This window comes from Vibrio sp. V30_P3S12P165, assembly GCF_009904905.1.
Classification (GTDB): Bacteria; Pseudomonadota; Gammaproteobacteria; order Enterobacterales; family Vibrionaceae; genus Vibrio; species Vibrio fujianensis.
Genome location: NZ_WXWH01000076.1, coordinates 80,296 through 106,907, shown reverse-complemented (window position 1 = coordinate 106,907; position 26,612 = coordinate 80,296). Strand labels below are relative to the sequence as shown.

The following is a 26,612-nucleotide window of genomic DNA, read 5'->3' as shown; positions in this document are numbered from 1 at the left end:
GGTAAGATAATTGAAATCAATTGTGATTAGACAGTGGATGCCTGGATTGTGCCTGTTCAAAGAGTATCAACGATCTTGGTTTAAAGACGATCTACGTGCTGCATTATCTGTAGTCGCAGTTGCGTTACCGGTTGCGATTGCGTACGCACAGTTGACCGGGGTTTCGGCGATTGTTGGTCTCTATTCGTGTGTTGTTCCGATGATTGTGTATGCCTTGTTTGGTACTTCTCGACAATTGATTGTTGGCCCAGATGCGGCAACTTGCGCGGTGGTGGCCGCCGTGGTTACCCCTTTAGCTGCGGGAGATCCAACTAAACATTGGCAACTGGTTATGACCATGACCGCGATGATGGGTATGTGGTGTCTCATTGCTAGTCGGTTCCGATTAGGAGTATTAGCCGATTTTTTATCTCGTCCTATATTGCTTGGCTTACTTAATGGTGTGGCGTTGACGATCATCGTTGGTCAGCTCAGTAAGGTATTTGGGGTGAGGTATGAACAAAAATATTTATTGGAACGGTTAATTGAAGCGCCACAACGGGTATTAGAATTTCATTGGCAAACGGTTTTAGTGAGCGTGGTGACATTGAGCGTCTATTTTACGACTAAGCGTTTTCGTCCTGGATGGCCTGGCGCGATGTTAGCGATGGTGGTTGCTGGATTTGTCGTGTGGTTTAGCCAACTGGATCAACAAGGGGTTAATATTGTTGGAGCCATTCAAGGTGGATTGCCTGGGTTACAAACGCCTATTTTTGATATTGGCCTGAGCCGTGAGTTAGTGGTACCAGCATTGAATCTAGCAATGGTGAGCTTTGTCAGTATGATGTTAACCGCTCGTAGTTTTGCAGCGAAAAATGGCTACGATATTGATGCAGATAAAGAATTTCGAGCCTTGGGCTTGGCCAACCTTGCGTCTGCTTTCTCGCAAGGTTTTGCCATTAGTGGAGCCGATTCTCGTACCGCTGTGAATGATGCTAATGGTGGTAAATCACAACTGGTGTCTATTATTGCTGCATTGGTGATAGGTTTTGTCGCAGTTTTTCTTTATCAGCCGTTACAATACATTCCTACCGCTGCTTTAGGGGTTGTATTAATCATTGCTTCAACGTCATTATTGGATCTAAAAGGGATCTGGGGGCTTAAAAAAAGAGATAGAGATGCTTTCTATTTATCAACAATTACCTTTATTTCGGTATTGATTATTGGTGTGATACCTGGCATTACCCTTGCAGTATTGCTTGGGTTATTTCAATTTTTACGTGTCGTGATGCGTCCTAGTGATCAGCGACTTGGACTGGATCAAGATGGCACGATTCGTACTATGGATGCCTCAGGGAAAGCTTTACAAATTCCGGGATTATTGCTTTATCGTTTTAATTCCCCATTAACCTATTTCAATGCCCCCTATTTTAAACGGCGATTATTAGATCAAGTCGAGCAGAGTGAACCAGCAGTGAGTTGTGTGGTGATTGATGCGGTGGCCTGTTTTACCCATTTAGATCTTAGCGTCATGGCAATGCTCGCAGAAACGCAGACATTGCTTAAAAAACGAGGGGTTCGCTTGATTCTAGCCGGAAGAAAACGAAGTTTACGCCAGTGGTGTGAGCTAACGGGAGTTCCTGTTGGTGATGGTGGGTTAGTGTTACGTGCAGACATGTATCTTGCCGTCAAGCTCAGTGGTTGCTATCAAAATGCACGAGAAGAAGGCCAAGTACCGCCTGTACAAAAAGAGCCAGAATCTGATATCAGTACTACATCTATTCCTGAAGTCGCTTAATCTTGGTGACACAAAAAAGTCAGGTTTAATGACCTGACTTTTTGTTAAATAGCCATTGTGTTAAATAGCCATTGTGATTGCATTAAAAGCCTTTGATATTTTCCGCTTCAAGTTCAGAAAAATATTTCACCGTTTTTACTTTGAGTTCTTGGGTTGATGGCGCATCACAAACGATGACTGCTTTAGGATGCAATTGAAGCGCAGAGACGGTCCACATATGGTTAACGCACCCTTCAACAGCAGCTTGTAGTGCCAAGGCTTTGTTATGTCCAGTCACAAGAATCATCACCTCCTCAGCATCAAGCAAAGTACCCACACCAATGGTCAGTGCATATTTTGGAACTTGACTGATATCACCATCAAAGAAACGTGAGTTAGCGATACGTGTTTCTTCAGTTAATGTTTTGATTCGAGTACGAGAAGAAAGAGATGAAGCAGGTTCATTGAAGGCAATATGCCCATCATTACCGACCCCTCCCATAAAGAGGTTAATTTTGCCATAAGATTTGATCTTATCTTCGTAGCGTTTACATTCTGCTTCGTGATCGTCAGTATTACCATTTAAAAGATTAATATTTTCTTCTTGAATATCAATATGATTGAAGAAGTTATTGTACATAAAAGAGCGGTAAGATTCAGGGTGGTCTGGTGCAATACCAATATACTCATCCATATTGAATGTTACGACATGTTTAAAACTAACTTCACCCGCTTTGTGTAGATCAATTAATGCCTGATACGTTGCTAATGGTGTGCCCCCAGTTGGTAACCCTAATACAAAAGGACGTTCAGCTGTTGGGTTGAACTCGTTGATGCGTTTTGCAATATGTGCTGCCGCCCACTTACCGACTTGTGCTGCATGGTGTAATGGAATCAGTCTCATTCTTTGCCCCTAATCGTATTCATATCATGTGATTGTTCATTAATTTGCATTATAAAAAAAGTTATTTATAACCGCTATGCTTTGGGTCAAATTTTTTACATTTAGTGATTTTTCCTCTTCTATATTACATTTTTATGTCGTTTTTATCGCATGATAAGTACTCGTTATACTAATGGGTAATGTGTGCTGGGCCGAGATAAGAGGAAAATTCAATAATAAAAATAAGTCATTTGCTGCTCTATACTGTGTATGTTGGTAAAAATCATTTTCCTTATCCATACTTGAAGAGCGACCCTAGGGAGTGATGACCATGAAAAATGAACTTGAACCCAGCAAAATATTACAAGCTTATGAAAGCATTATGACGCATGGCACGCCAACCGAATATGGAAAAATATATCAAGGAGTAGAAGCGTTTTCTGACTATGATGGCTATACCGTCTATATGCGCGGAAATGGGGTGGAGTTGAAAGTCGGGTTTCATAACACCTATCACTTAGACTATGACCAAGAACATCTACGAGATAGTTTTTTAAAAAAAATTGCCTCGTTGGTAAAGTAAAGGTCGTACGATAGAAAGACAAGGCCCCATGCGGATATCGCTCAGGGGCCTTGGGAGAAAGATTGGTTTATAACGTTAAACTAACCATATTTGAGTGGCACTGTGGTAGAGCGCGCTCTTTATTCATCAGGGTCAATTGGCTAAACAATCAAAGTCTAATAATAACGATTTGATTAGTCTTCTTCGACTAAGCTGGGTTCATCATCCACATAGTCATCTGCCGCATCCGGTTTATTGCGACCATTTAACGTATGGAAGCGCTTACGTCCACGAGCCAAACGAACGTATTTTATCCACACTCGCTCAATTTTAGTTTCGGCTAATTCTGGGTTAGCGAGTACAGCAACAAAGTGTTGTTCTTCCTCATTAGCAGGGTGTAATTCACCAGACTCTAACCCCAGCAGAGTTTCTCCGTAAAGGGTTAGTAGTTCTTCTTCACCAAGAGTAAAGTCACCGGATTTGGCGAAGCCGCGCGGAAATTTTTTTGTATCGTAAAAACGTTTTTTACCGTGACGAAAGAGTGTTTCAGACATATCAACCTCGTATGAATATGCGGGTGTTCCCTAAATTCCGCTAAGATGCTCGGATGTCATTGATAATGCTCACATTTTGGCGATATTTAGGAGAAGCATTACTTAACGGTAGATTACGGCGAAAGTTAGGCGCAAACTCCGGAAAAGAAAAACAAAAATTTTTTATCGTCATAATTGTAGTTACTTGTTAATCTTCATCTGTCATTGCAGAGGATTGAATAATGGATGTAAAAGTCTTTCGTACCTTTCTTGAGTTGGCTAAAGTTCGTCACTTCGGGCGAGCCGCGGAGAACTTGTATCTCACTCAAGCAGCGGTAAGCGCAAGAATCAAACAGTTGGAAAATTACTTTGATGCCCAACTGTTTACCCGTGATCGTAATAACATCAAGTTAACATCTGCTGGGGAACGACTGGTCGGTTATGCTGAAGTGATGGTCACGACTCTACAGCAAGCTAAGCTAGAACTTTCATTAGAGAGCGGTAAAGCACTACAACTTACATTAGGAGGCACTCCTAACATATGGGATGCTTATTTACAAAATTGTCTTAGCGCAGTGACTGATGAATTTAGTGGCTATGGGTTTAAAGCTGAGGTTATGGGGCGAGAACAGCTTAATCGCCATCTTCTTGAGCGAACATTAGACATGGCTTTCTCTTTTGATCAAATCAAAGCAGAAGAGCTGCAATGTAAAAAAGTGGCAGACTTAGTGTTAGTATTTGTCTCAACACGACCCGATACAGCAGACACTGTGTTTGATAACAAGTACGTATATGTTGATTGGGGAGGACGATTTGCTTCTGAGCATGCCGATCGCCACCCTCGCTCTCCTGCGCCATTTCTCAGAACGTCAACAGCTCGTATTGCGCTTGATTTTATCCTAGAGAAAGGTGGTAGTGCTTATTTACCGGCATCCGTTGTTGAGCCGTTTTTGCAGTCAGGTCAGTTGTATCGTGTCGCAGCGGTAGAAGATTGGTATTGGCCTATTTATTTGAGTTATAGAAAAAACAGCTCATCAATTGAGGCAATTACTCAAGTGGAAAGGTTGGTCAAAAAAATTGATCCATTAACCGCTTATAGTCTACAAAAAGCGGGTGAAATAAATTAAGTAGTACGAGGTCAGAACGTGTAAAAAGGGCAATGATTGCCCTTTTTCTTTCAGTAGTGCCAAGCTAGTCAATTATTTCGTATATGACTGTGCAATATTATCGATACGTTCATTGGCACGAGCTGCTTCTTCTTGTGCTGCCATGGCTGCATCGGCTGCTGTATTCGTTTTCGAGGCTAATGAAGCGGTTTCACTTCTGAGTGCAGAAACCTGTTCGCTCAGTTGACCGACTTGGTTACTTAATTCATCCAGTTTTGTGGTTGTTGCTTCATCAGGGCCTGATGCACAACCCGCCAATAAAAGTACTGACGATGCTGCAGCGGCAAGTAATAGTTTATTCATATCGAACTCCTTGTTGATATTTACCAAATACGCCCTATACATTATTTTTATACCATATTATATAGTGACGGGTTAAAGTGTAGCCACTATTCTACCTTACGCCTATAGAAGAACCGTCAAAATAATCCAAAATATTATAAAATAATAAATAATTTAGGCCTGTGTTCCACCGTTCAGCTCGTGAATGAAGCGAGGTACATGTCGATGGCCTGCAATGCAAGTGGTTTGAGCTAGAATAATTGTCCATGATGGCTATCTATGCGGTAGCTATTCGCGCTATCATATCGCGTTAAATTTTTGGTGTGCTGCTTACCTTCTACTTGAAGTCGCAGCGATCTGGCGGCGTTTATCTTCTTCGTGATTGTGCGAGGAGAATGCTTGTTGTTTATCTGTATCAGCAAGCATCTTATTTTATAGCGTTAGCCGTTGTTATTTTTTATTGGAGAATCCTTTGCAGTTTAAAGAATTAGGCCTAGACAATCGCTTATTGAAAACCTTAGCGCATTATAATTTCAAACAAGCGACCGATATCCAACGACAAGCCATTCCAGTCGCCATGGCGGGAAAAGATTTGCTGGCCTCTTCAAAAACGGGATCGGGAAAAACGTTAGCCTTTTTGCTGCCAATGCTGCATAAGGCATTAAAAACTAAAGCATTATCAGCTAAGGATCCAAGAGGGATTATTTTAGTTCCAACCCGTGAATTAGCGAAGCAGGTTTACGGTGAGCTTCGTTCAGTGTTGGCTGGGTTAAGTTATACTGCCACACTGATTACTGGTGGAGAAAACTTTAATGATCAGGTGAAAGCGTTGCGTCGAGGGCCGAGATTTATTGTCGCAACTCCGGGCCGTTTAGCGGATCATCTTGAGCATCGTTCACTTTTTTTAGATGGGCTAGAGACACTTATTTTAGATGAAGCGGATCGCATGCTTGATCTCGGCTTTGCGCCACAACTTAGACATATCCATAAGGCAGCGAAGCATCGTCGGCGACAAACGCTGATGTTTTCTGCAACGTTAGATCACGCAGAAATGAATGACATTGCTTATGAAATGCTTAACGATCCTAAACGCATTGCCATTGGATTATCCAATGAGCAACATAAAGATATTCAACAACGTTTTTATTTGTGTGATCATCTCGATCATAAAGAAGCATTGCTAGAACGTATTTTGCAAGAAGCGGATTATCGTCAAGTGATTATTTTTACCGCAACACGTCTTGATACGGAACGTTTAACAGAGAAGTTAAACCAACAGCAGTTAAAAGCGGTCGCGTTGAGTGGGAATCTGAATCAAGCTCAACGTAATACCATTATGAGCCAATTCGAACGTGCTGTTTTTAAAATTTTAGTGACCACTGACGTTGCGTCTCGCGGTTTGGATATTGCTACGGTCACGCATGTGATTAACTTTGATATGCCTAAACACACCGAAGAGTATGTTCATCGTGTAGGGCGTACTGGACGAGCTGGTAACAAAGGTGATGCCATTTCTCTTGTTGGTCCGAAAGATTGGGATAGTTTTAAACGTGTAGAAGCCTTTTTACAGCAAGATATTCAGTTTGATGTTTTAGAAGGTTTACAAGGCAAGTTTAAAGGGCTCAAAGTTCGCCAAGCGACAAAAAAATCCACGGTTAGCGTTAACAACAAAAAGCCTCAACAAAAGAAAATAGCTAAGAAACCGGTGAAGCGAGATAAAAGCTATTATCAGAATGTGGCCGTTGGTGACTCTATTTTTATTCCCAAAAAGAAAACACCACCTAAAACGGATGATGGAGAATAGATCGTTAAGGATACCCGTCATTCCAAAGCCGCCAATATGGCGGCTTTTGCGTATATATTCTTCTAGATCCTTCCTAGTTGAATCTGCATCGGTGTTGGCTACGTTCGTTTCCCCCGAGCACATAGCCTGCCTATGCTCACGGGGGAGATTTACTTGCCACCTAACAGCAATTCCAAGCGGTTTAGGTATCGCCGACGATAAAAAAAGCTCCGAATTAACGGAGCTTAAATGGTTATCTAGATAATGGCATCATTAGAAAATGAGATGGGCAACCCCAACAATGACCGGTAATGTAATGAGGGTTCGTAGAATAAAGATAATAAATAATTCCAAGATGTTGACGGGAATGCGGCTGCCCAGTAACAGGGCTCCAACTTCGGACATATAGATAAGTTGAGTGACGGACATGGCTGCAATTACAAATCGAGTCATTTCATTATCGATAGACGCGGCGAGAATCGCCGGAATAAACATATCGGCAAAACCCACAACCATAGTTTGTGATGCTTGTACCGCTTCAGGAACGCCGAGCATTTCTAAATAGGGGATAAATGGCTGACCAAGCATCGCAAAAACAGAAGTGTATTCGGCAATGACGAGAGCGATTGTACCGAGTCCCATCACAACAGGCAGTACGCCAAATACCATATCGATCGCATTACGAATGCCTTCACCAAAAATCGCCTTGGCAGATTTAACTTGTCCTGCTCTCGTTAGTGCCAGTGAGAGCCCCCAAGAAAAAGTGCTGTGTCCCTGTGGAATGGCATCGGCGTCTTTTTCTGGTGTTGAACCGTCAATAAATACGTCTTTTTTTAAGCTTAAAGGCGGTAAACGAGGAATGATAACTGCGGCAACAATACCCGCAAGGCAAATGGCGGCATAAAATGGTAAGAATAGGTGTTCTAATTGTACTTGAGCGAGAACAACCAAACTGAACGTAATCGACACGGCAGAGAAGGTGGTACCGACAACAGCCGCTTCACGCTGAGTATAAAACTTATCTTCATATTGTTTGCTGGTTAGCAGGATGCCCACGCTACCATCACCAAGCCAAGAAGCTGTACAGTCAATTGCACTACGCCCTGGTAAGTTAAACAGAGGACGCATTATTTTACTGAGCAAACTGCCCATCAATTCAAGTAGACCAAAGTTTAACAGGAGGGGTAACAGTAGCCCTGCGAAAATAAATACCGAGAATAACGTTGGAAGTAATCCATCAAGTACTAAACCACCAGTATTTTCCTCCCAGATGGCTTTAGGACCAATTTGGAAGAAAGTCATGATGATTGCTAACCCACCAATAACTCGAACAATTAGCCAAACCCAGCTTGGATTAAAAAGGTTATTAAGAAAAGTGTGGCGAATAATCACCGCAGGTTTGAATAGCTTAGTGATAACGGAAGCGATTGCCATAAAAGTAACAATGATCGTAATGGTGCCTACGAGATAATCACCAAAGATCGCTTGGACTGATTTAGCTAAAACAGCGACAGGAATGGTTAGGCCATCATTATAATAAATGGGGGCCATAAATAGAAAAATGCCCATTAATGATGGCAGGAAAAACATCCAAAAGTTGCTGGCAGAGTGCTTATTGGCACTGGATGTGAAGGGTTGACTATTATCTTGCATCTTTTTTCCCATACGTAGCTAATAAATGAAAGGTTTCTATCTGATATTTATTCAATACGATGACTTTAACCTTGTCGCTCAGAATATCTATATTCGCATTACTTTGCAATACTATTCATTTAAATGGTTTAAATATTCATTTATTTCTACTGTTATATTTAATCCAGATGGTCGTTTGTTTTGTTAGTGTTTGATTTGTTATTATTTTGTTTAATTATCGGCGGGATAAAAAAAGCCCCTTACCTATCGGGTAAAGGGCGATGCACTTTAAATGAATAAAAAATGATGATTGACCGCTATTTCGCTTGAATATCCGCCAAACTCGCACTCAGTGCTGCATCAAACTCAGTGAAGACGTTTTTTTCACCAACTAAATCAATAAGACCAGCCCGGCGCAGCTTAAGGGTAACTCTGGCGTTTGCGCCAGAGATGAGCACTTTGACCTGTTTACGATGAAAGTGGTTAATCATGCCTTCTAGCGTTTGCAGTGCCGTAATATCCATAAACGGCACCCATTTTAAACGAATAATTAAAATCTCTGGCGTCTCTTGAATACTACTCATCACTTGTTCAAAGTTTTCGGCTGCCGCAAAAAAGAATGGTCCTTCTAACGCATAAACCGCAATCTCTCTTGGGAGTTCAGTCATACCGTGTTGCTGAAGTTCATAATTTAGCTCGCGTGGCGTGCTTGCTTTGACTTCAACACTTGCCGCCATACGTTTTACAAAATGTAAGGTGGCGATGATCACCCCGATATTAACGGCCACAACGAGATCGGCAAAAACAGTTAAGCCAAATGTGATCAATAAGATAGCAACATCAGCTTTGGGGGCTCGTTTGATCAGTTTAATAAAGTGTGGTGCTTCACTCATATTCCAAGCAACCACAAATAAAATCGCACTGAGAGTTGCTAATGGAATATTGACCGCAAGAGGAGCTAACGCCAGTAGAATGATAACTAATGTTAGGGCGTGAATAATACCGGAAATAGGGCTATTACCCCCGTTACGAATATTTGTCGCGGTACGAGCAATCGCGCCCGTTGCTGCGATACCACCAAATAATGGTGCAACAATATTTGCGAGCCCTTGTCCGACAAGTTCTTGATTCGAATTATGCTTAGTACCCGCCATACCATCGGCGACAACCGCAGACAGTAAAGATTCAATGGCTCCCAACATTGCAATCGCAAAGGCAGGGCCTATTAGTTGTAAAATTTGTGAAAAACTCACCTGAGGTATCGCGAGTTCAGGTAACCCTTGTGGAATTCCACCGAAGGCTGAGCCAATTGTGCGAACGCCATCGAAACCAACCGTGTACTGTAGGCTAGTGACGACCAGTAATGCTAATAATGGCCCGGGAACTTTAGCCAACTTCGGAAGTTTTGGGCCAAAAATAACAAGCGCAAGTGAAAACAAACCAAGTAAGGTCGTGGTCAGATCAAGGCGAGGAAAGGCATAAAAAATCGCGATCAATTTCTGATGAAAGTGATCTCCGGTGATTGCTGGTAATCCAAAAAATTCTTGCCATTGGCCAATCCAGATGATGACACCAATACCACTAGTAAAACCCACAATGACAGGGCTTGGGATATAACGAATGATACTGCCAAGTTTAGCAATACCAAGAATGAGTAAAATCACGCCAGCCATCATGGTGGCGATTTGTAATCCAGCAACACCGAACTCAGCGACAATACCCGCTAAAATAACGATAAATGCTCCAGTTGGGCCTGCTATCTGGACGCGAGATCCACCAAACAGTGAAACGATAATACCTGCAATAATGGCAGTATAAATTCCTTGCTCGGGTTTAACGCCTGAAGCGATCGCAAAAGCCATGGCTAGAGGTAAAGCAACTACGCCAACAATAATACCGGCGGTAATATTTTTTATCCATTGATTGGGTTTGAGTAAACCTGCTTTATAAGACTCATAAACGGCAAACATGAATGATCACCTTAATAAATATAGGGGGATAAGGACGCTGGGGATTCTACGCTTATTTTGATTGCTGTAAAGGGAGCGGCCATGGCAGGAAGTGTGATTGCCACTCACTTACCGCCTACCTGCAACTCCACGTTGTTTGGGTATATACATGATGAGTTCAGAAATAGACAGAGAGAGAAGCTTTACGGCTTTTCAGTGGTAATAAAATAGATTTCATGTTGAGCATGTGCGTAAGTATGCTTATAATCGTTCAGGTTGAGCAAAATTGATACATAAAGGGAATTGGTTATGATTAGCAAACGTTTTTTTAAGACAAAAAATGAAGTTGAAGTTACTTTTGAGCTAGAAGTACCCGCAGAAACCACCAGAGTATCTCTTGTCGCTGACTTTTCAGACTGGCAACCTCAGCCAATGAAAAAAGTGGCTAAATCGAGTATTTATAAGTTTAAAACTCGTTTACCTAAAAATGGTAAGTTCCAATATCGGTATTTACTGAACGAACAAGAGTGGATGAATGATTCCCAAGCGGATGATTATGTTGTAAATGAGTTTGGCGACCATAACTGCGTACTCTGCACTGCCCAGTAATAAATTTGACAAGTTTGTCAAAAAATGGCCTGTTTTTTACTCAGAAGGTGACTTTTAGGCGAGAAAGTTTTACCCTTTTGCTTATTTGAACAGTCTGTACGGGTTAATTGTGTCACCAAAGTCTCTTTTTTTTCGATTTTCGGAGCTTTCTAAAGGGAGAAAAGCTTCCGTTGTAGGCTTGCCTCTACTGGCTATTGCTGCGGTTTATGCCTCTTTTAGCCATCCGTCTTATCCCAGAAAAATCGATTTGACGATTACCGAGTCTCAGATCGTGCAGTCGATTTTATCGGATACTGAAGAAACCAAAAAAGTCTCTTACCCTGATTATGAATATGAGATCAAAGCAGGGGATAACTTAAGTTCTATTTTTAATCACCTTGGTTTTAGTTACCAAGAATTGATGAAAATTATGGAAACGGATTTAAATTATCTGGCGCTAGATACGTTGAAACCAGGCAATACGCTACGATTTTGGAAATCGATCGATGGACAAACGCTAGCGAAAATGGAGTTGAAATTTAGCTTAGTGCAAGGGGCGGTGTATTCTCGTTTAGATGATGGTAGCTACGAGTTTGAAGAAATTAGCTTACCTGGCCGTTGGCAAGAGCTGCCAGTTATTGGTGAAATACAAGGCAGCTTTTCACAATCTGCTCACCAATTAGGCCTAGGGAGTGCCGATATTGATCAAATTGTGAGTGTGCTAAAAGATAAAATTAACTTTGGACGTGATCTTCGTGCAGGGGATCGTTTCGAAGTGGTATTATCTCGCCAATTTGTTGCCGATCAGTTTACAGGTAATAAAGAAATTCAAGCGGTTAAAATTTATAACCGAGGGAATGAAATTTCGGCTTATCTATATAAAGATGGCCAGTATTACGATAAAAACGGCGAAAGTTTACAACGCGCTTTCCAACGTTATCCGACCACCAGTCGATGGCGTATGTCTTCAGGGTTTGATCCTCATCGTCGCCACCCGGTTACCGGACGAGTTTCCCCTCATAATGGAACTGATTTTGCTGCGCCAATCGGAACGCCAGTGGTTTCGACCGGCGATGGCGTTGTCGTAATGACGCGAAATCATCCTTATGCTGGTAATTATGTTACTATCCAGCATGGTAGTACATACATGACCCGTTACCTGCATCTTGATAAAATCTTGGTACGTAAGGGGCAGAAGGTAACGCGTGGCCAGCGAATTGGCTTATCGGGAGCAACGGGAAGAGTGACAGGCCCCCATATACACTATGAACTCATTGTTCGAGGCCGTCCTGTTAATCCGATGACAGCGAATATCCCAATGGCCAATTCAGTGCCTAAACAAGAAATGGCGACATTTATAGCACGACGTAACGAGTTAGACCAACTGCTTGCCAAGCAAGATAGTTTGCTGGCCGTTCACTCAACCCCTCCAGATTCAGAGCGTTAACGGTTTTTGAGTCTGAGGCAAGTACAACATCGGGCTTATAGTTTAAGGATGTTGTGCTTGCCAAGTGTGCCACCGCTGCAATATTTGTGATGGTAGGGCCGGTTTTGAAAAATAATAGCCTTGTATTTGTTCACATCCCATCGCATACAATTTGTCCAATGCTTGCTGATTTTCTACTCCTTCAGCAATTAAATCGACCTTCAGCTGCTTGGCTAGTTGAATGATTAACCATACCACCCGTTCAGATGTCTCACTGCAAAGCATGTTACGGATGAAGGTCGCATCAATTTTTATACAATCAATTGGATAGCTGTGAATATAATTGAGGCTGGAATAGCCTGTGCCAAAATCATCTAACGCGACTTTAAACCCTAACTCACGTAGCTGGCCGAGCATCTGCGAGACTTCAGCGGTTTTCGATAATAGTACGGTTTCTGTGAGTTCGATGGTAAATTCATCGGGATGAAATTGGTAGCGTCCAATGATTGCCATTAACTGTTTTAAGTAACGTGAGGAGTGAGCGATTTCATGTACGGAACAGTTAATGGCAAGTTTTACTTTGCGCTTAAAAGAGCGTTCTAATTCCTTTTTGGCTTGACAGGCGAGTTCTACAATTCTTTCCCCTAGATCGACAATCAAGCCTGATTGTTCTGCAGCATCAATAAACTCGACTGGAGAAATCGTACCCAGTTGTGGGTTTTCCCAACGTGCTAACACCTCAAAATAGTGCCATTCTGGGTTGCTACGTTGCACTATCGGCTGGACGTTGACATAAAGTTCCTGCGCATTTTCTAGTGATTTATCCAACTCTATACGTAACGCATTAATAATTTGTGTACGCCGATGATAGTCATGGCTTAGGTGCGTATCATAACAACAAATAGGTTGATTATGTATGGACTTACATTCTTTTAGTGCCAAGCTGGCATTCAGAATGAGCTGATCCGAACTTTTGATTGTGGCATCTTTTTTGGCGAGCCCAATACTTAAACGGACTTTAATGTGATGATTCGAATCACGATAGCCTCGCTGTAACCTTTCTATGATCATTTGACAGATTTTTAGTGGGTCACTGGAAGAGGTAATGAACGCAAATTCATCGCCAGCAATGCGAAAGATTAGGTTTTCATTGTATACGCATTGAAAAATAGTATTCGCGACGTATTTAATGACTTGATCACCAATATAGTGGCCAAAGAGATCGTTAATGGCTTTAAAGTTATCGATATCGAGGTAGGCGAGAGTAAAAGATTGATGGTTATTCTCTAGCAAATAATCCAATTTATCGGATAAACAATCGCGATTAAGAAGGTGGGTCAGATTATCGTGTGATATCTCATAGCTGAGCTGCTGAATTAAACTTTCAGAACGGTCATATAGCCACTTATTGCGTAAACTGTGAGTTAATAGCCGCGCGATTATTCGATGATATTCAAGCGCAGGATGGTGATGCTCTATTAGCTGAGTGAACGTTGAAAAAAGTAACCCAAGCACTTCACCGGTTTCTGCTTTTATGGGGAGGCCTAAATATGCTTGTGTGCCTTTGTTAAGGAAACCGGGGGCATGGGCAAAAGTCGAGAGAGAGTGCTCAGTGATGAGCGAAAATTCTTGCTTAGAATGTGCAATGTGCTCGAAGAGACTTCCTTTTATCATATAGCAATGGGTAGATGCTGGGTTATTTCCTGCGTAAGCAAGCATCACCGCTTTATAGTTTAATTTATCGATCTCCAATAGCTGGGTTGTCTCGGTCTGAAAGTGAGTATGTAAACTCAATACGGATTGTTCATAGAGAGACTTACCGTCAAGCAACAGCAATTTATTCACTGTCTCTAAACTGACAGCATCTCTAGCCAAGGTGCTGGTGGTTATCATAGCTTGCTCACTGTACGGTTTAAAGGAAACTACCCAGTCTTAATATAATTTGATGGTGCTAATCATTGATCATATGCATAGAGAAACTATGGATGAAGATGCATGGATTTGCCACTTTATGGCTCTACGACTTTCGGACCGATTGGGTGGTAATGATAGCCAGACATGGAGGAGACGTCGGGAAGTATTTGAATTCTGTACCTTGTCGGCGTTCAGTATATAATCTCCCCTCAAATAATTTTGGGGGATAATAATGCAGCAAAAACAATTTGAGGCTCTGGTGAAAAACCTTTGTCAACAGCCAAATTTGCCACAGGCTCTGGAAGTATTAAAAACGCATGACGAGTCTGATATTGCCGAAGCCGCGCAAGCGTTAACCGGACAGTTTGCTTTGGCTACAGTTGATGGAGAAAAGCGTATCTATCATGTGACACAAGAAGAAAATGAGCAAGGTGAAGAGCAAGAGTTTATTGAGCATGTGATGAACGAAGGGGACGATGTAATTAGGTTTATCGCTTGGTTTTTTGATTCACAATTTTCGATTAAGGCTAAAGAGACTTATAAAGCTGCGGGAAAAACTTACCAGCAACCAAAACGAAATTAGCTTGTAATAAAATAACTAAATTTATGTGATCCATGGCTTGTTTTTGCCTTATTGTGTGATATATTTACTTTGTTTGGTAATTAATTTACGTAATTATTGTAGGAGATTGTCATGGGTAACGATTTAGGTACCGTCTATATGGGCCAAATCATCGCGAAACAAATGATGCATGAAGCCCTCTATGGCAAAGCTAAACCAAAGAAAAAATCTTTCATCAAAAACGTGTGGAAGAAAATGAGCAAATAACTTTGCCTAAACAGAATATGAAAAGCCCCGAGTGAATGCTCGGGGTTTTTGCGTGACGTTATACTCGGGATGATTGACTCGTGGAGGAGTCGGCTAGCCATTGAGTCAACGCATCGTAGCCCCCGATGTATTGGCTATCAAGCCAGATTTGTGGCACTGTGACAGGGGTTTTCGGGCCAATCATTGCTTTTACTTCGGGAATCATCCGGTAGAGCGCCGCACTGTCTTTTATCACATCAAAATATTGAAAAGAAATACTTGCCTCGTGAAGTGCTTGCTGGGCTTTTTGGCAATAAGGACAGCCCGCTTTACCAAATATAATATTCCCTTGCAGAGATTGACGTTTGCGCCACTCGTTTATGACAGCTTGTATAAGCACACCACGATTCATCGCCTCACCTTGACTGATCAATTTACCTTCAACAACCACAATTGGTGCATGCCAAGCGCCGAATTTCAATGGTTCCCACCAATGGCTAAGCCACTCTTTTGTTTGTAGATTGATCTCCACGTCGGACAGTTCATGGTTGAAGGTGTCTTTGAGAATATCGAGCGTTAAGGTGCACTCACCACAAGGTATTTTGACTTTAAATGGTCCAAATTGACCAGCCCAACGGTATAAAGTGATATTGATAGGAGTTGCCATGTTGGTGATCTCGATAAATGAGTATTTAAGTAGATAAGCTCGATTGAGCAGCACATCTAATGTATCTGAATATAATCAAGATAGCTGAGATCACTGTTCATTGCAGTGAAAAAAGCCTCCCGGTGAGAGAGGCTAAGCAAAAGGACAGTATTTATCGAGTAGACGAGAAACTAGAAATCGTAACGGATGCCTGCTTGGAGTTGATCATCTTTATTGTTCAGCTGCTCAAATTTGTAACCAGCATACGTTCGAATATTGCCGTTAAATTTATAGACCGCTTCGATAGCAAAGTTTTTCGCTAGATCGGTATTGGTATCATCATTTTCTTGGAAGTTATACACACCGACTAAATCAAGCTGTTTATTGGCTTTAAATTTAGCGGCAAGTTCATAACCGATAATATCTTCAGACGATTTTTCTCCTTTGACAAAGAGCGCCGCTAGGCTGAGAGAGTCTGTTGGTGTTATGGAAGCAGCAAGGTTGAACTGTTTGTCATCATTGTCTTGTCCGACATAGCCTAAGCCGAGTGTAAACATGTTGAAGTCGTATTTAAGAGCAATACCGAAACTGCTGTCATCATCGCCATTGGCCTGTTTTTTCTCTCCAGCAAGATAGTTAGCTTGGACTGATAATGCATCAAATTTAGCGCTATAAAGGAAGTTATTGGTGCGTTTATCTTTATTGCCGTCAACAATGTCAGCGGCATCGGCACCAAAGGTTGCCATGATATCGGTGAAGTTTGTGAGCATTACTTGTGCAGAATCTTGTTTGCCATATGAGAATGCTCCGAGAGAAGTACCAAGCCCAGCAAAGAAGTAGCGATTAGTTAAATTGTCACTGCCATCTAATTCCGCTTCGTATTTACCAAAACCGTACAGATCGTCAGCAATGGTGGTTTTACCCACTAAATTGAACCGAGCACGTGATTTATCTTTAAATTTAGTCGAGCTATCCGACTCGTTATTATCAGATATATTGAAGCGTGCTTCTGCACGACCGCCCACTTTGAGTTCTGTACCCTCTGCTTTATACACAGTGGCTGCCATCGCGGAACCAGAAGCGAGAGCGGCGAAGATTGCGGTTGCTACTACTGCTTGTTTCATTGTTATTACCTTATTGATAGTGAATTGAGCTTCATGCCCTATGTTTTGGTTGAGAATAAGTTAAGATTTTAAAATGACGATTTGATTGCTTAATTGTGATGATTAGGTTTTGTTTTTATTGAATAAAAATGAACATGTTTGGTGATGAAGCGCGGACTATTGCCGCATATTGAGTCAGGGATCTTATTTCTATTAGGATTTTTAGCGTGAAGGTTGGTGATTAAAAAAGATCGGTTACACTTTGTTTTTACTCATCATTCAAGGACGAGAAATGAATGCCGTACGTTATGCAGGACAGTTAGTCTATCCATCAAAGGTACTGTGTGTCGGGCGCAATTATGCTGACCATATCAAAGAGCTGAATAATCCCTTCCCAGAACAGATGGTGGTGTTTAATAAACCGAACAGCAGTATTACTTCCACCTTACGGGCTTTCCATCAAGAAGCTTTACATTACGAAGCCGAAATCTGCTTTTTGGTGGAAAATGGTCTTTATACTGCGGTAGGCTTGGGATTAGACTTAACGAAACGGACTTTACAATCACAGTTGAAACAGAAACAGTTACCGTGGGAGCGAGCCAAAGCCTTTGATGGTTCAGCGGTGTTAAGTCGATTTATTCCATTGCCAGGCGTAAATATCTCTGATTTACAACTGGAACTATTTATTAATAGCGTCCGAGTACAAGGTGGCGGTGTGGCACAGATGATTTATAAACCAGACGCAATTTTGGCTGAGTTAAAAACATATACCTCCGTGTGCGATAACGACATTGTGATGACTGGCACGCCCCAAGGCGTTGGCGAAGTGCATCAGGGGGATCGATTTTTAGGGCGTTTAAAATGTGCTGATCAAGTCTTGATAGAAGTTGAATGGCTGGCAGAGTAGCCAGCCGAGTGAGTTGAAGAATCCACTCCTAAATTGGTGTGGTTGACGAAGCAACATTTCGTTTCAAGACAGGAGTACGATATTGAGCAATAAAAACATTGCCATGCTAATAAGAGTGGTGAGTAGTACATTGCTGGTTTTCCACGCCAATATTACCGCCAGTAGCGCAGCCCATAAATAAGGGTTGTGATGGCTGACCCAAAGAGTCCCCTGATCCGTAAAGACTATAGGGGCCCAAATGGCGGTTAAGACCGCAGGCCCTGAGTAGCTTAGTAAGCGGTGCAATGTTGGGTTGAGTCGAAGAGGAAGACGAGGCTCTAAAAATAGATACCGGCTTAAGAACACCAACGCTGCCATTGCAAAAATAAACAGGATAATCATACTTTTCCTCCGGTCATTTGTTCGGTGAAAAATCCCGCTAACATAGCGCCAATGCTGGCGATCATTAAACTTCCTTGCACATGAAAGACGGTTAACCCGACTGAAAGTATCAGTGCGACGAGTATGGAAACTAAAACGGCTCGATTTTTCACCGTGGGAATGACAATCGCGATAAAGGTTGCTGCTACAGCAAAATCCAAGCCTAATTCATTTAAAGCGGGTAAGTATTGCCCTGCAATAATGCCCACCAAAGTGGCGAGGTTCCAGCATAAATAAAAACTCAGCCCTGCCCCTAATGCATACCAGCGTTGAAATTGCTGATCACTTTGTTGCCCACAAATAGCAAATAATTCATCGGTGAGAAGAAAGCCAAGCGTTAAACGCCAACGAAGAGGCAGCGGGCTTATTTTCTTACGCATGGAGACGCTGTAGAGGAAATGGCGAGAAGTAATAAAAAAGGTGGTCATCAGCAGGGTCATTAATCCCGCACCCGTTTTCATCATTCCGATAGCAACCAACTGTGCGGAGCCGGCAAAGAGAATCGCCGAAAGAGCCTGACCTTCTAATAAGGTTAAACCGGCATCAATCGCAAAGGAACCTGCTAATAATCCCCAAGGTAAAACGGCGATACTGAGTGGTAACATGGCAAGACAGCCTTGCCAGAATAAGCGTGACTGAGACTCTATTTCAGTGTGTTGTGACAAAATGTGGTTACTCATAAATCATCCTAATCAATAGGCTGACTGTATCTTGTTGCCTTGACAAAATACAGTGTGAAAAGCTTATCTAACCACCATTGAACAACAAATACTTGTACAAAATTTCGCCTGATTTTTTTTATTGAAGTAATTGACTAGATACTTTGTCAATATATTACTTATATAATTATGTTTTTCTTATTTATTGATATAAAATTTCTGGTTTTATTTATTATATGAAAGATAGTAATGATTGATTTGTCGATTCTTCCTGTGTATCTCACGGCGGTGATTGCCTTGCTGTTATTACCTGGCCCAGACATGTTATTGATTGCCAGCTCTAGTTTGAGTTATGGACGTAGAGTCGGAGTTTTTGCTAGCTTAGGCAATGCCACCTCTGGTGTGATTTTAACTTTACTGGCAGCACTAGGCGTCTCCACCATGGTTGCTATGAATCCGATGGCATTGACAATTCTACAGTTATTGGGTGGGGCGTATTTATTGAAAATGGGCATCGATTGTCTGCGGGCGACTGAGCATTCAGCGGCGACGGTGGCGATTGAATCAAAATTGGCAAAAACGTTTTATCAACGAGCCTTATTGAGTAATTTACTTAATCCTAAGGCATTGGTTTTCTTTGTTATGTTTTTGCCTCAGTTTGTTTCTCATAAGATAGCCGCCAGCTCAGGTGAGCAAATGCTCGCGTTGGGTATTTTACTCAATATTTGTGGGTTATTATTTAATTTATCATTAGTTGCCTTGGTGGGTTTATGCGGTAACACATTGTTAGAAAATGATAAATTTCGATGTTATCAACATAAATTGATGGGGACGATTTTTTTGCTCTTGGCACTCTGGATGGTTAGCGGGATTGTCATCCCTTTCTTGAATAGTTAAAGAGCCCAACCTCTGTGATGAGGTTGAGCTTCTGCGCTTAGATTATAGGCTTTTTTGATGCTCACTAATCAATAGCGCCATCTGTTCTTCTGCTCGTTGCTGAGCATCACTGAAGCTTTCATGATCATCAAAACTGCCGATCACCTCATAGTAACATTTGAGCTTTGGTTCAGTACCTGAAGGCCGTACAATCACCCGAGCGCCGTTGGCCAAGTGGTAAATGAGTACATCACTGCTGGGTAACGTCAGTGTTTCACTTGAGCCATCTTGATGGTGACGAAGCGCGTGTTTGAGATCGTCCCAGCTTAAGATAGCTTGACCTGCAATCGATTGAGGTGGCGCTGCACGTAGTTGATCGCCAATGGGGGGGGTATCCGGATCCAGCGCAATACTACGCTGAGCGGTGACATATAAACCATGCTGACGGTAAAGAGATTCAAGCTGATCCCAAATTGTTTTTCCTTGGCTATATAACTCTGCGGCAAGTTGCGCAAAGGCAACCATGGCAGATAAGCCATCTTTATCCCAAACGGTATTGCCAACGGTGTAACCCAAGGCTTCTTCGTAGGCAAATAAGAAAGGATGCTGCTCGCTTTGTTGCTGCATGGCAATATTGGTTAACCATTTGAACCCGGTCAAGGTTTGATAATATTTTGCACCATGAGCGTGGGCTATTTTATGTAATAGGCTAGACGATACGATGGTATTTCCAACCAGAGGCTGCTGTTGATGAGTCTGATTGAGCAAGTAGTGGCCCAGTAACGCCCCGACTTGATCGCCCGTTAACATTTGGTATTCCCCGTTCAATTTACGGATAGCGACCGCAAACCGATCAGCGTCGGGATCATTGGCACAAGCTAGTTGAGCATTGACCGAACTGGCTAATGCAATGACTCGATCCATCGCGCCCGCTTCTTCTGGATTTGGGAAATGCACGGTAGGAAAAGTACCATCGGGTTCGCGCTGTTCTTGCACGCTGTACACCTGAGTAAAACCCGCATCCGCTAGTAACGTTTCCGCCATTTCAGCGCCAACACCATGCATCGCCGTATAGGCCAATGTGATATTTTCTGGGTGAGTGTGATTTTGAAGAAGTGGGCTGGCATTAATGGTTTGGCGGTAAGTCTGGTAATAATTTTCTTCCAGCCAAACCAGTAGACCTTGTTGCTCTGCCGTCTTCAAATCTAGCGTTAGAATTTCTTGCACTGCCGCTAGTTCGATCTCTGCCGCAATGCCTGCATCATGAGGCGGAATGATTTGTGCGCCATTTCCCCAATAAACTTTAAAACCATTATACTCGGGAGGGTTATGGCTGGCAGTCACGACAACCGCAGCGGCGGCGTTAAAATGGTTGACACCAAAAGCCACCACTGGCGTTGGAGCGACTTGGTAGGTGAGGTACACTTTGATGCCTAAAGCGGTGAGCACTGAGGCAGTATCGTGAGCAAATTGTTGAGAGTCCGGGCGGCCATCATAGCCAATGACCACACCACGTTGCTGAGCATTTTCAACCTGCTTTATTAAATAGGCACCTAGCCCTGCGGCAGTTTCTTGAATTACCAATCGGTTCATTCGGTTGGGGCCACAACCGACTTTCCCTCGCAACCCCGCGGTACCAAACTCTAATCGTGATTTAAACCGTTCTTCAACTTGATCCATTTGGTGCTTATCAATCAGCGTTTGTAGCTCTTGACGAGTTTTAAGATCAGGATCTTTTTCTAGCCAAGCTAGGACTTTATTCATCATAGTGGTCACCTTATTATTGTTGAGCGATGATTATTCCGAGAGGATGGTATAACCTTTCCTATTTCAAGTTGCAGTGGTGTTGGCTATGTTCGTTCACCTCAACCTCCTCGCCTGTCTATGTTTATGGTGATGATGAGTGCCATCCTTAGGTTTCAGTAAAAGACAGCTTGAGGCTGTCCAAATTTATCACTCACTTGCCGGCTACCTGCAACTCGAAGTTATTTGAGGATATATTGTAATTGATATTCATTATCAATAATGGGCACGCAATCGCTAAACTTCTCTTTGCTCATTATAACTCAGTGATTTTAAGCTGATGGTTTTCTTTATTATTGGGTGTAAAGAAAATATTACGAACCTACTTAGTTGTAAGTTAAGTTGTTTTGTTGCATTTTTTATAAAATAGTGCTTGCTCTTGGTTGAGGAAGCCTTTAAGTTACTTAAAGAGGATAAGTAATCTGTGACGGGATAACCGGCAACGGTTGAATGTAAGTAATAGGAAGAAGTAAGCGATGTACCAAACTGATGATGTTAATATTAAACGAATTAAGCAATTATTACCCCCTGTGGCGGTTTTAGAAAAATTCCCTGCTAGTCGTATCGCTTCTTCAACGACATTCCAAGCGCGTGAGGCAATACATAATATTTTACACGATAAAGATGATCGGTTATTAGTCGTGGTAGGGCCTTGCTCCATCCATGACACGAAAGCGGCGATGGAGTATGGCCAGCGTCTTAAAACATTGCGAGAGGAGTTAAGTGGCCATTTAGAAATCGTGATGCGGGTTTATTTTGAAAAACCCCGGACGACAGTAGGGTGGAAAGGTTTAATTAATGACCCTTATCTAGATGATTCTTATAAAATTAATGACGGTTTACGCATTGGACGTAAGTTATTATTGGATCTGACGGACATGGGTATTCCTACCGCCAGTGAGTTTTTAGATATGATTACACCACAATATGTTGCAGACTTGATCAGTTGGGGAGCGATAGGTGCACGCACGACGGAATCGCAGGTTCACCGAGAGCTGTCTTCTGGCCTTTCTTGCCCTGTTGGCTTTAAAAACGGTACCGATGGCAATATTAAAATAGCCTCTGACGCCATTCGCTCTGCGAGTGCATCACACCATTTTTTATCGGTCACTAAATTTGGACATTCGGCAATTGTAGAAACGGCAGGTAATCCAGATTGTCATATCATTTTGCGTGGTGGCAAGGAGCCAAACTACAGTGCAGAGCATGTTGCAGCGATCAAACAAGAATTGGAAACATCAGGTTTAAAACAAAAAGTAATGATCGATTTTAGCCATGCCAACAGTTCAAAACAGTACCAGCGTCAAATGGTGGTCGCAGAGGATATTTGCCAGCAAATTCGTTCAGGTGAGCATGCTATTTTTGGCGTGATGATCGAGTCACATTTGGTCGAAGGTCGCCAAGATCTGGTGGATGGTCAAGCGCCCGTTTATGGACAATCGATCACCGATGCGTGCATTGGTTGGAATGATACAGAGACTGTGTTGCGTGAGCTGGCGAAAGCGGTAGAAATACGCCGAGCGGGTTAAATGGTGATTTTTACTCCGCTAAAAACATAAAAACACTGGCGCTTACTGTAAGCGCCAGTGTTATATCTATATCACTCTGAATGTTCTCTACTCATTTTGAGCGGTTGAATGACAATAGATAAACCCAGTGAGAACTCCAGCCTTATTCATGATGGAGGAAGCTATGGTCGTGGGTTACTGAACCTTATTTAAGTCTACAATCAGTGTGTTACTGGTTTTTAGCGGCACATTCTTTTGGATTTTTTGGACAGCTTGCAATGCTTTTTGGACTTCTTTATGGTCCCGTAATACGGTATAGGTCACATTAAAGTCTTTGCTTTCTCCAGCCTTAATGGTTGGCACTAAACCTAGAGGACGCTGATACTTGGTATTGTACGCATAACTGGTTCCTGGTTCGATACCCGTTACGTAACCTTGTTGCTCAGTATCGGTATTTTTCCATAGGGTAAGAACAGGCAGTTGCTGCACGTTGTAGCCGACGGCTACCCCTTTATTTGCTGCCTTGTTATGCAATACCGCCAGAGAATGGCCATTTTCATCGCCGATGGGTTTTAAGTTAAAGACCATTTCGTCAAACCCTTTTGTTGGACCAAGGTAGGTTTGCCAACTTTTTAATCCGGCTTGAGCATAGTCATTAAAAGGAGAGATCTCACTGGCGGCCGCGGTTACTTTGGCCCCTTCTTCTAGTATGGGACGGCCAAAATTGGAGTGATAAATAATTTGATATTCATCATCATAATCGGCTTTATTGGTGAGCGTATCATGTATTGCAAAGGTATTATTGCCAGGGGTGACTTCTAGCCGTGTGAGCGTCACTAATTCTGCTTTTTTAAAGGTACGTTCAGCCACTTTACCTTCAACCGTAATCTTGTGTGGTGGCGTATCATCAATAATCACTTTTACTGTCGAGGCGGGGGTATTTTGCACTCGGCCATGTAAACTGAGTAACTGCCCATTATCATCAATGCCCGGGTGACCTGTCCATTCATAACCACAGCGTACTAACATTTCGTTAAAGCCATCTAACCAGCCCAATCCATTACGACTTTCAAGATCAATAAATGCCGGATTCACAATTTCTTTGACAGGAGAGTTCCAACCTAAAATTCGTTGACCATCCATTTTGACATCATAAATCCCCATACCACGAGTGGGAACTAAGGTGATGGAGAGAATTCCATTATCAATAATAAGAACATCGACCCCAGTTTGTTTTCCTCCATGTAGTTGTCGTTTTTCAATAGAAAAGGGGTGACTATCGGTAAAATCCAGTGAGTCGTGGGTGACTTGCCAATTGCCTACCTCTTTTGCAAGCATGGAATCTGTAAGGACAAATTCCACTGCGTAGCTATTCATTGCAGTTAAACCCAGTAACACGGCAGCAAATGTCGGTGTGATTTTCATTGTCTTTCCTTATGTTATTGTCGAATTTTAAATAACTGAATCGATTCAGCAAAAAGAGTACACCTGAACAACTGGTGCTCAATATATAACTTGGCGTAATGTGATCTTTATAGGATGGAATAGAAAAATAGGGGTGATTTTTGATGGCTGAATCAACTTCAGCAAAATGGGAATAAGGGGGATAATGATAAACCGAAGGGCTATGCCCTTCCTACTTGAAGCTGCATGGGGTGTTTATGTTCTTTTACCCTAATCGTATCGTCTGTCTATGCTCATGGAGATAATGAGAGCCATCCGTGGCTCTAACCAAAGGCCAGCCTACGGCTGTTCAAATTTGTTCCAGACAAATTTGTCACTCACTTGCCGCCAACCTGCAACTCTCAGTTGTTTGGTTATAGTAAATATAAATATGTGCTGCAAACAATGTTTCCATTCCTTTACGTTACCCATAATTAGCATATGCTATTAACATTGAGTAATGGAGAGTGATCAATGTCAGCGGTGGATTCTCACGTAATGTGTGCGGTGTGTTCAACACCAGAAAAAAACTTTTATTCCTTAGGGGTTAACTTTACAGCGGTTGCTGCTGGAAAAACAGAAGGGCACTTTATTGTTGAGCCTAGACACCAAGGATACTTAGGATTATTGCATGGCGGTATTGCCAGTTCGTTATTAGATGCAGCTATGACGCATTGTCTGTTGCTGCAAGAGATCCCAGCGTTAACGGCGCAGTTAGATGTTCGCTTTCATCATCCGATTAAGGTGGGAGATAGGCTCACGGTGATCGGACAATGTCATGATGAGCGACGAGGTATTTATTTTTTATCTGCTCAATTATTGGTGAATGGAGAGCGTAGAGTGAGTGCCAAAGGTCGATTTCTATGTGCCAAAAAGCAAAGCCAAAAGGATTAAATTAATGGTTCAATACGTTATTGAGTGCCTCTGGAGCAATGGTTTCAAATTCGTTTCTATTCAAAAGCGATAAATTAACTTTGGCTAAAGGCCACTAGCCTCTGAGAGGATTAGCCGCCAACTAAACAGAGGTTATCCCTTCATTTCATTGACATCATTGATGCGCGAGTTGTTTAAGTCAGCAAGCGCCTAATACTTGATTAGGCTGACATGATATTGCCCACGCATCTCGCAACTTCGTTTATCCATTTACACATCAGCCTCCCTAATAAAGTTCGTTTATTCATAGAGCATACTCGTTCACGCTATTTAACCATAGTGCACTATATTTGATTCGATTGATTTAATTTAACATCGGGATATCACAAGGCTGCCCTTGGTGGTATTTTAGCTGAGTAAAATAACGATGTGTTTTTTCAACATCCTGATATTCGATTCGCCACGAAGCACTTCTCTGGTTATGACAAAACCGGTGGATATGCTCAAGTAACTCGTTACAGAGTGTATTGATTACATTAGCTACCGAGCGAATGAGAGGACTTGTCTCTATGGAAAGAAATTGCAATAGAGCATAAGTCTGATTAATGGCCTGATAAGCATATTGATCTTGCCCCATTTTAGAAAGAATGTCTGACTGATAAATAGCGCTTTCTTTTAACCCTGTCATGAGGCAAATAAACTGGCAAGGTTTCGTTTGTGCGTTTTGTGCCGCATCACACAGATGTTTGGGAAGATGGTGTAGGACATCAATCAAAAGACAATGAGCTTCAGGCCAATGGTGTTGAGCCATTAATTGTTTCGCTTTAAGGTAATGGCTCCAGCATGGTTTTAGTTCCATATTAACTCCGATAGAGAGTAACTTTTTGCGAACCTAGTTGCAGGGGGGGCGGTGTTGGCGAATTGATTGCCCTCAATAACATTGAGCACGTATGATCATGAGGCTTTACACTTTAGCCGCCTATCTGCAGATCCAAGTTATTTAGATATATTTAAATGCAACAACTCACTAAATGCAACTAATTATCATTTAATTTTTTAGGCTCGGTTGTTGATTATTTATCCGCTTGGTTG

Annotated in this window: 25 protein-coding genes; 12 read left to right on the top strand and 13 right to left on the bottom strand. The window is 42.2% G+C overall.

Features of this window, described 5'->3' with window-relative positions; genetic code table 11:
• Window positions 1–37 precede the first annotated feature (37 nt).
• Window positions 38–1,777 (top strand): SulP family inorganic anion transporter, encoded by a 1,740-nt coding sequence (locus tag CAG57_RS14660; protein ID WP_099611043.1) that lies wholly within the window; start codon window positions 38–40, stop codon window positions 1,775–1,777.
• Window positions 1,778–1,859: 82 nt separating this feature from the next.
• On the opposite strand, the gene nagB is transcribed toward CAG57_RS14660, so the two are convergent.
• Window positions 1,860–2,660, bottom strand: a complete 801-nt coding sequence (gene nagB, locus CAG57_RS14655; RefSeq protein ID WP_099611044.1) for a glucosamine-6-phosphate deaminase — start codon at window positions 2,658–2,660, stop codon at window positions 1,860–1,862.
• Window positions 2,661–2,970: 310 nt separating this feature from the next.
• Between nagB and CAG57_RS14650 the strand changes: the two genes are divergently transcribed.
• Window positions 2,971–3,222 carry a DUF3081 domain-containing protein gene (locus CAG57_RS14650; protein WP_099611045.1) on the top strand — a complete coding sequence of 84 codons (252 nt, stop codon included), beginning with the start codon at window positions 2,971–2,973 and terminating at the stop codon, window positions 3,220–3,222.
• 173 nt (window positions 3,223–3,395) lie between these two features.
• Here CAG57_RS14650 and CAG57_RS14645 read toward each other — a convergent pair whose 3' ends face one another.
• A complete protein-coding gene (locus CAG57_RS14645; RefSeq protein WP_161428054.1) occupies window positions 3,396–3,755 on the bottom strand; it encodes a DUF413 domain-containing protein in 360 nt (119 codons plus the stop codon).
• Between the two features lie 221 nt (window positions 3,756–3,976).
• Here CAG57_RS14645 and CAG57_RS14640 point away from each other — a divergent pair, with 221 nt between their 5' ends.
• The gene (locus tag CAG57_RS14640) at window positions 3,977–4,861 is read left to right on the top strand and encodes a LysR family transcriptional regulator (RefSeq protein ID WP_161428053.1); all 885 of its coding nucleotides are present in this window, start codon (window positions 3,977–3,979) and stop codon (window positions 4,859–4,861) included.
• A gap of 72 nt (window positions 4,862–4,933) precedes the next feature.
• Here the strand turns inward: CAG57_RS14640 and CAG57_RS14635 are convergent, their stop codons facing one another.
• Complete coding sequence (locus CAG57_RS14635; RefSeq protein WP_161428052.1) at window positions 4,934–5,203, bottom strand: Lpp/OprI family alanine-zipper lipoprotein; 270 nt, start codon at window positions 5,201–5,203, stop codon at window positions 4,934–4,936.
• Window positions 5,204–5,654: 451 nt separating this feature from the next.
• On the opposite strand from CAG57_RS14635, the gene CAG57_RS14630 reads away from it, so the two are divergent.
• Window positions 5,655–6,986 carry a DEAD/DEAH box helicase gene (locus tag CAG57_RS14630; protein WP_161430762.1) on the top strand — a complete coding sequence of 444 codons (1,332 nt, stop codon included), beginning with the start codon at window positions 5,655–5,657 and terminating at the stop codon, window positions 6,984–6,986.
• A gap of 252 nt (window positions 6,987–7,238) precedes the next feature.
• Here the strand turns inward: CAG57_RS14630 and CAG57_RS14625 are convergent, their stop codons facing one another.
• Both CAG57_RS14625 and CAG57_RS14620 read right to left on the bottom strand, forming a co-directional pair.
• Window positions 7,239–8,618 carry a YjiH family protein gene (locus tag CAG57_RS14625; RefSeq protein WP_161430763.1) on the bottom strand — a complete coding sequence of 460 codons (1,380 nt, stop codon included), beginning with the start codon at window positions 8,616–8,618 and terminating at the stop codon, window positions 7,239–7,241.
• A gap of 296 nt (window positions 8,619–8,914) precedes the next feature.
• Window positions 8,915–10,567 (bottom strand): SulP family inorganic anion transporter, encoded by a 1,653-nt coding sequence (locus CAG57_RS14620; protein ID WP_099611051.1) that lies wholly within the window; start codon window positions 10,565–10,567, stop codon window positions 8,915–8,917.
• Window positions 10,568–10,855: 288 nt separating this feature from the next.
• On the opposite strand from CAG57_RS14620, the gene CAG57_RS14615 reads away from it, so the two are divergent.
• Both CAG57_RS14615 and CAG57_RS14610 read left to right on the top strand, forming a co-directional pair.
• Complete coding sequence (locus tag CAG57_RS14615) at window positions 10,856–11,155, top strand: isoamylase early set domain-containing protein (protein WP_099611053.1); 300 nt, start codon at window positions 10,856–10,858, stop codon at window positions 11,153–11,155.
• A 109-nt stretch (window positions 11,156–11,264) separates the two neighbouring features.
• Entirely contained in the window at window positions 11,265–12,581 is a 1,317-nt protein-coding gene (locus CAG57_RS14610) for a peptidoglycan DD-metalloendopeptidase family protein (protein WP_161430987.1), read from the top strand.
• Window positions 12,582–12,623: 42 nt separating this feature from the next.
• Here CAG57_RS14610 and CAG57_RS14605 read toward each other — a convergent pair whose 3' ends face one another.
• Window positions 12,624–14,453: a putative bifunctional diguanylate cyclase/phosphodiesterase gene (locus CAG57_RS14605; RefSeq protein ID WP_161428562.1), complete on the bottom strand. Its 1,830-nt coding sequence runs from the start codon at window positions 14,451–14,453 to the stop codon at window positions 12,624–12,626.
• A gap of 253 nt (window positions 14,454–14,706) precedes the next feature.
• On the opposite strand from CAG57_RS14605, the gene CAG57_RS14600 reads away from it, so the two are divergent.
• Together CAG57_RS14600 and CAG57_RS16225 are read left to right on the top strand one after the other, a co-directional pair.
• Window positions 14,707–15,057 (top strand): hypothetical protein, encoded by a 351-nt coding sequence (locus CAG57_RS14600; protein ID WP_099611054.1) that lies wholly within the window; start codon window positions 14,707–14,709, stop codon window positions 15,055–15,057.
• Window positions 15,058–15,168: 111 nt separating this feature from the next.
• Window positions 15,169–15,303 (top strand): hypothetical protein, encoded by a 135-nt coding sequence (locus tag CAG57_RS16225; RefSeq protein WP_099611055.1) that lies wholly within the window; start codon window positions 15,169–15,171, stop codon window positions 15,301–15,303.
• 58 nt (window positions 15,304–15,361) lie between these two features.
• Here the strand turns inward: CAG57_RS16225 and CAG57_RS14595 are convergent, their stop codons facing one another.
• Both CAG57_RS14595 and CAG57_RS14590 read right to left on the bottom strand, forming a co-directional pair.
• Complete coding sequence (locus CAG57_RS14595; RefSeq protein WP_099611056.1) at window positions 15,362–15,949, bottom strand: glutaredoxin family protein; 588 nt, start codon at window positions 15,947–15,949, stop codon at window positions 15,362–15,364.
• Window positions 15,950–16,119: 170 nt separating this feature from the next.
• Window positions 16,120–17,052 (bottom strand): porin, encoded by a 933-nt coding sequence (locus tag CAG57_RS14590; protein WP_161427799.1) that lies wholly within the window; start codon window positions 17,050–17,052, stop codon window positions 16,120–16,122.
• Between the two features lie 271 nt (window positions 17,053–17,323).
• On the opposite strand from CAG57_RS14590, the gene CAG57_RS14585 reads away from it, so the two are divergent.
• Window positions 17,324–17,938 carry a fumarylacetoacetate hydrolase family protein gene (locus CAG57_RS14585; RefSeq protein ID WP_161427800.1) on the top strand — a complete coding sequence of 205 codons (615 nt, stop codon included), beginning with the start codon at window positions 17,324–17,326 and terminating at the stop codon, window positions 17,936–17,938.
• 63 nt (window positions 17,939–18,001) lie between these two features.
• On the opposite strand, the gene CAG57_RS14580 is transcribed toward CAG57_RS14585, so the two are convergent.
• Complete coding sequence (locus CAG57_RS14580) at window positions 18,002–18,319, bottom strand: AzlD domain-containing protein (protein ID WP_161427801.1); 318 nt, start codon at window positions 18,317–18,319, stop codon at window positions 18,002–18,004.
• Window positions 18,316–19,038, bottom strand: coding sequence for an AzlC family ABC transporter permease (locus CAG57_RS14575; protein ID WP_170887406.1), 723 nt, complete (start codon window positions 19,036–19,038; stop codon window positions 18,316–18,318). The genes CAG57_RS14580 and CAG57_RS14575 overlap by 4 nt, the downstream gene beginning before the upstream one ends.
• 228 nt (window positions 19,039–19,266) lie before the next feature.
• On the opposite strand from CAG57_RS14575, the gene CAG57_RS14570 reads away from it, so the two are divergent.
• On the top strand, window positions 19,267–19,914 hold the full coding sequence (locus CAG57_RS14570; protein ID WP_161426957.1) for a LysE family translocator: 648 nt from the start codon (window positions 19,267–19,269) through the stop codon (window positions 19,912–19,914).
• A 42-nt stretch (window positions 19,915–19,956) separates the two neighbouring features.
• On the opposite strand, the gene CAG57_RS14565 is transcribed toward CAG57_RS14570, so the two are convergent.
• The gene (locus CAG57_RS14565) at window positions 19,957–21,660 is read right to left on the bottom strand and encodes a phospho-sugar mutase (RefSeq protein WP_161426958.1); all 1,704 of its coding nucleotides are present in this window, start codon (window positions 21,658–21,660) and stop codon (window positions 19,957–19,959) included.
• Between the two features lie 512 nt (window positions 21,661–22,172).
• Between CAG57_RS14565 and aroG the strand changes: the two genes are divergently transcribed.
• Window positions 22,173–23,225, top strand: a complete 1,053-nt coding sequence (gene aroG / locus CAG57_RS14560; RefSeq protein ID WP_099611061.1) for a 3-deoxy-7-phosphoheptulonate synthase AroG — start codon at window positions 22,173–22,175, stop codon at window positions 23,223–23,225.
• A 174-nt stretch (window positions 23,226–23,399) separates the two neighbouring features.
• On the opposite strand, the gene CAG57_RS14555 is transcribed toward aroG, so the two are convergent.
• Window positions 23,400–24,629 (bottom strand): aldose 1-epimerase family protein, encoded by a 1,230-nt coding sequence (locus tag CAG57_RS14555; protein ID WP_161439549.1) that lies wholly within the window; start codon window positions 24,627–24,629, stop codon window positions 23,400–23,402.
• A gap of 492 nt (window positions 24,630–25,121) precedes the next feature.
• Between CAG57_RS14555 and CAG57_RS14550 the strand changes: the two genes are divergently transcribed.
• Entirely contained in the window at window positions 25,122–25,541 is a 420-nt protein-coding gene (locus CAG57_RS14550; RefSeq protein WP_161439548.1) for a PaaI family thioesterase, read from the top strand.
• Window positions 25,542–25,884: 343 nt separating this feature from the next.
• Here CAG57_RS14550 and CAG57_RS14540 read toward each other — a convergent pair whose 3' ends face one another.
• On the bottom strand, window positions 25,885–26,379 hold the full coding sequence (locus CAG57_RS14540; protein ID WP_099611063.1) for a hypothetical protein: 495 nt from the start codon (window positions 26,377–26,379) through the stop codon (window positions 25,885–25,887).
• Window positions 26,380–26,612 lie beyond the last annotated feature (233 nt).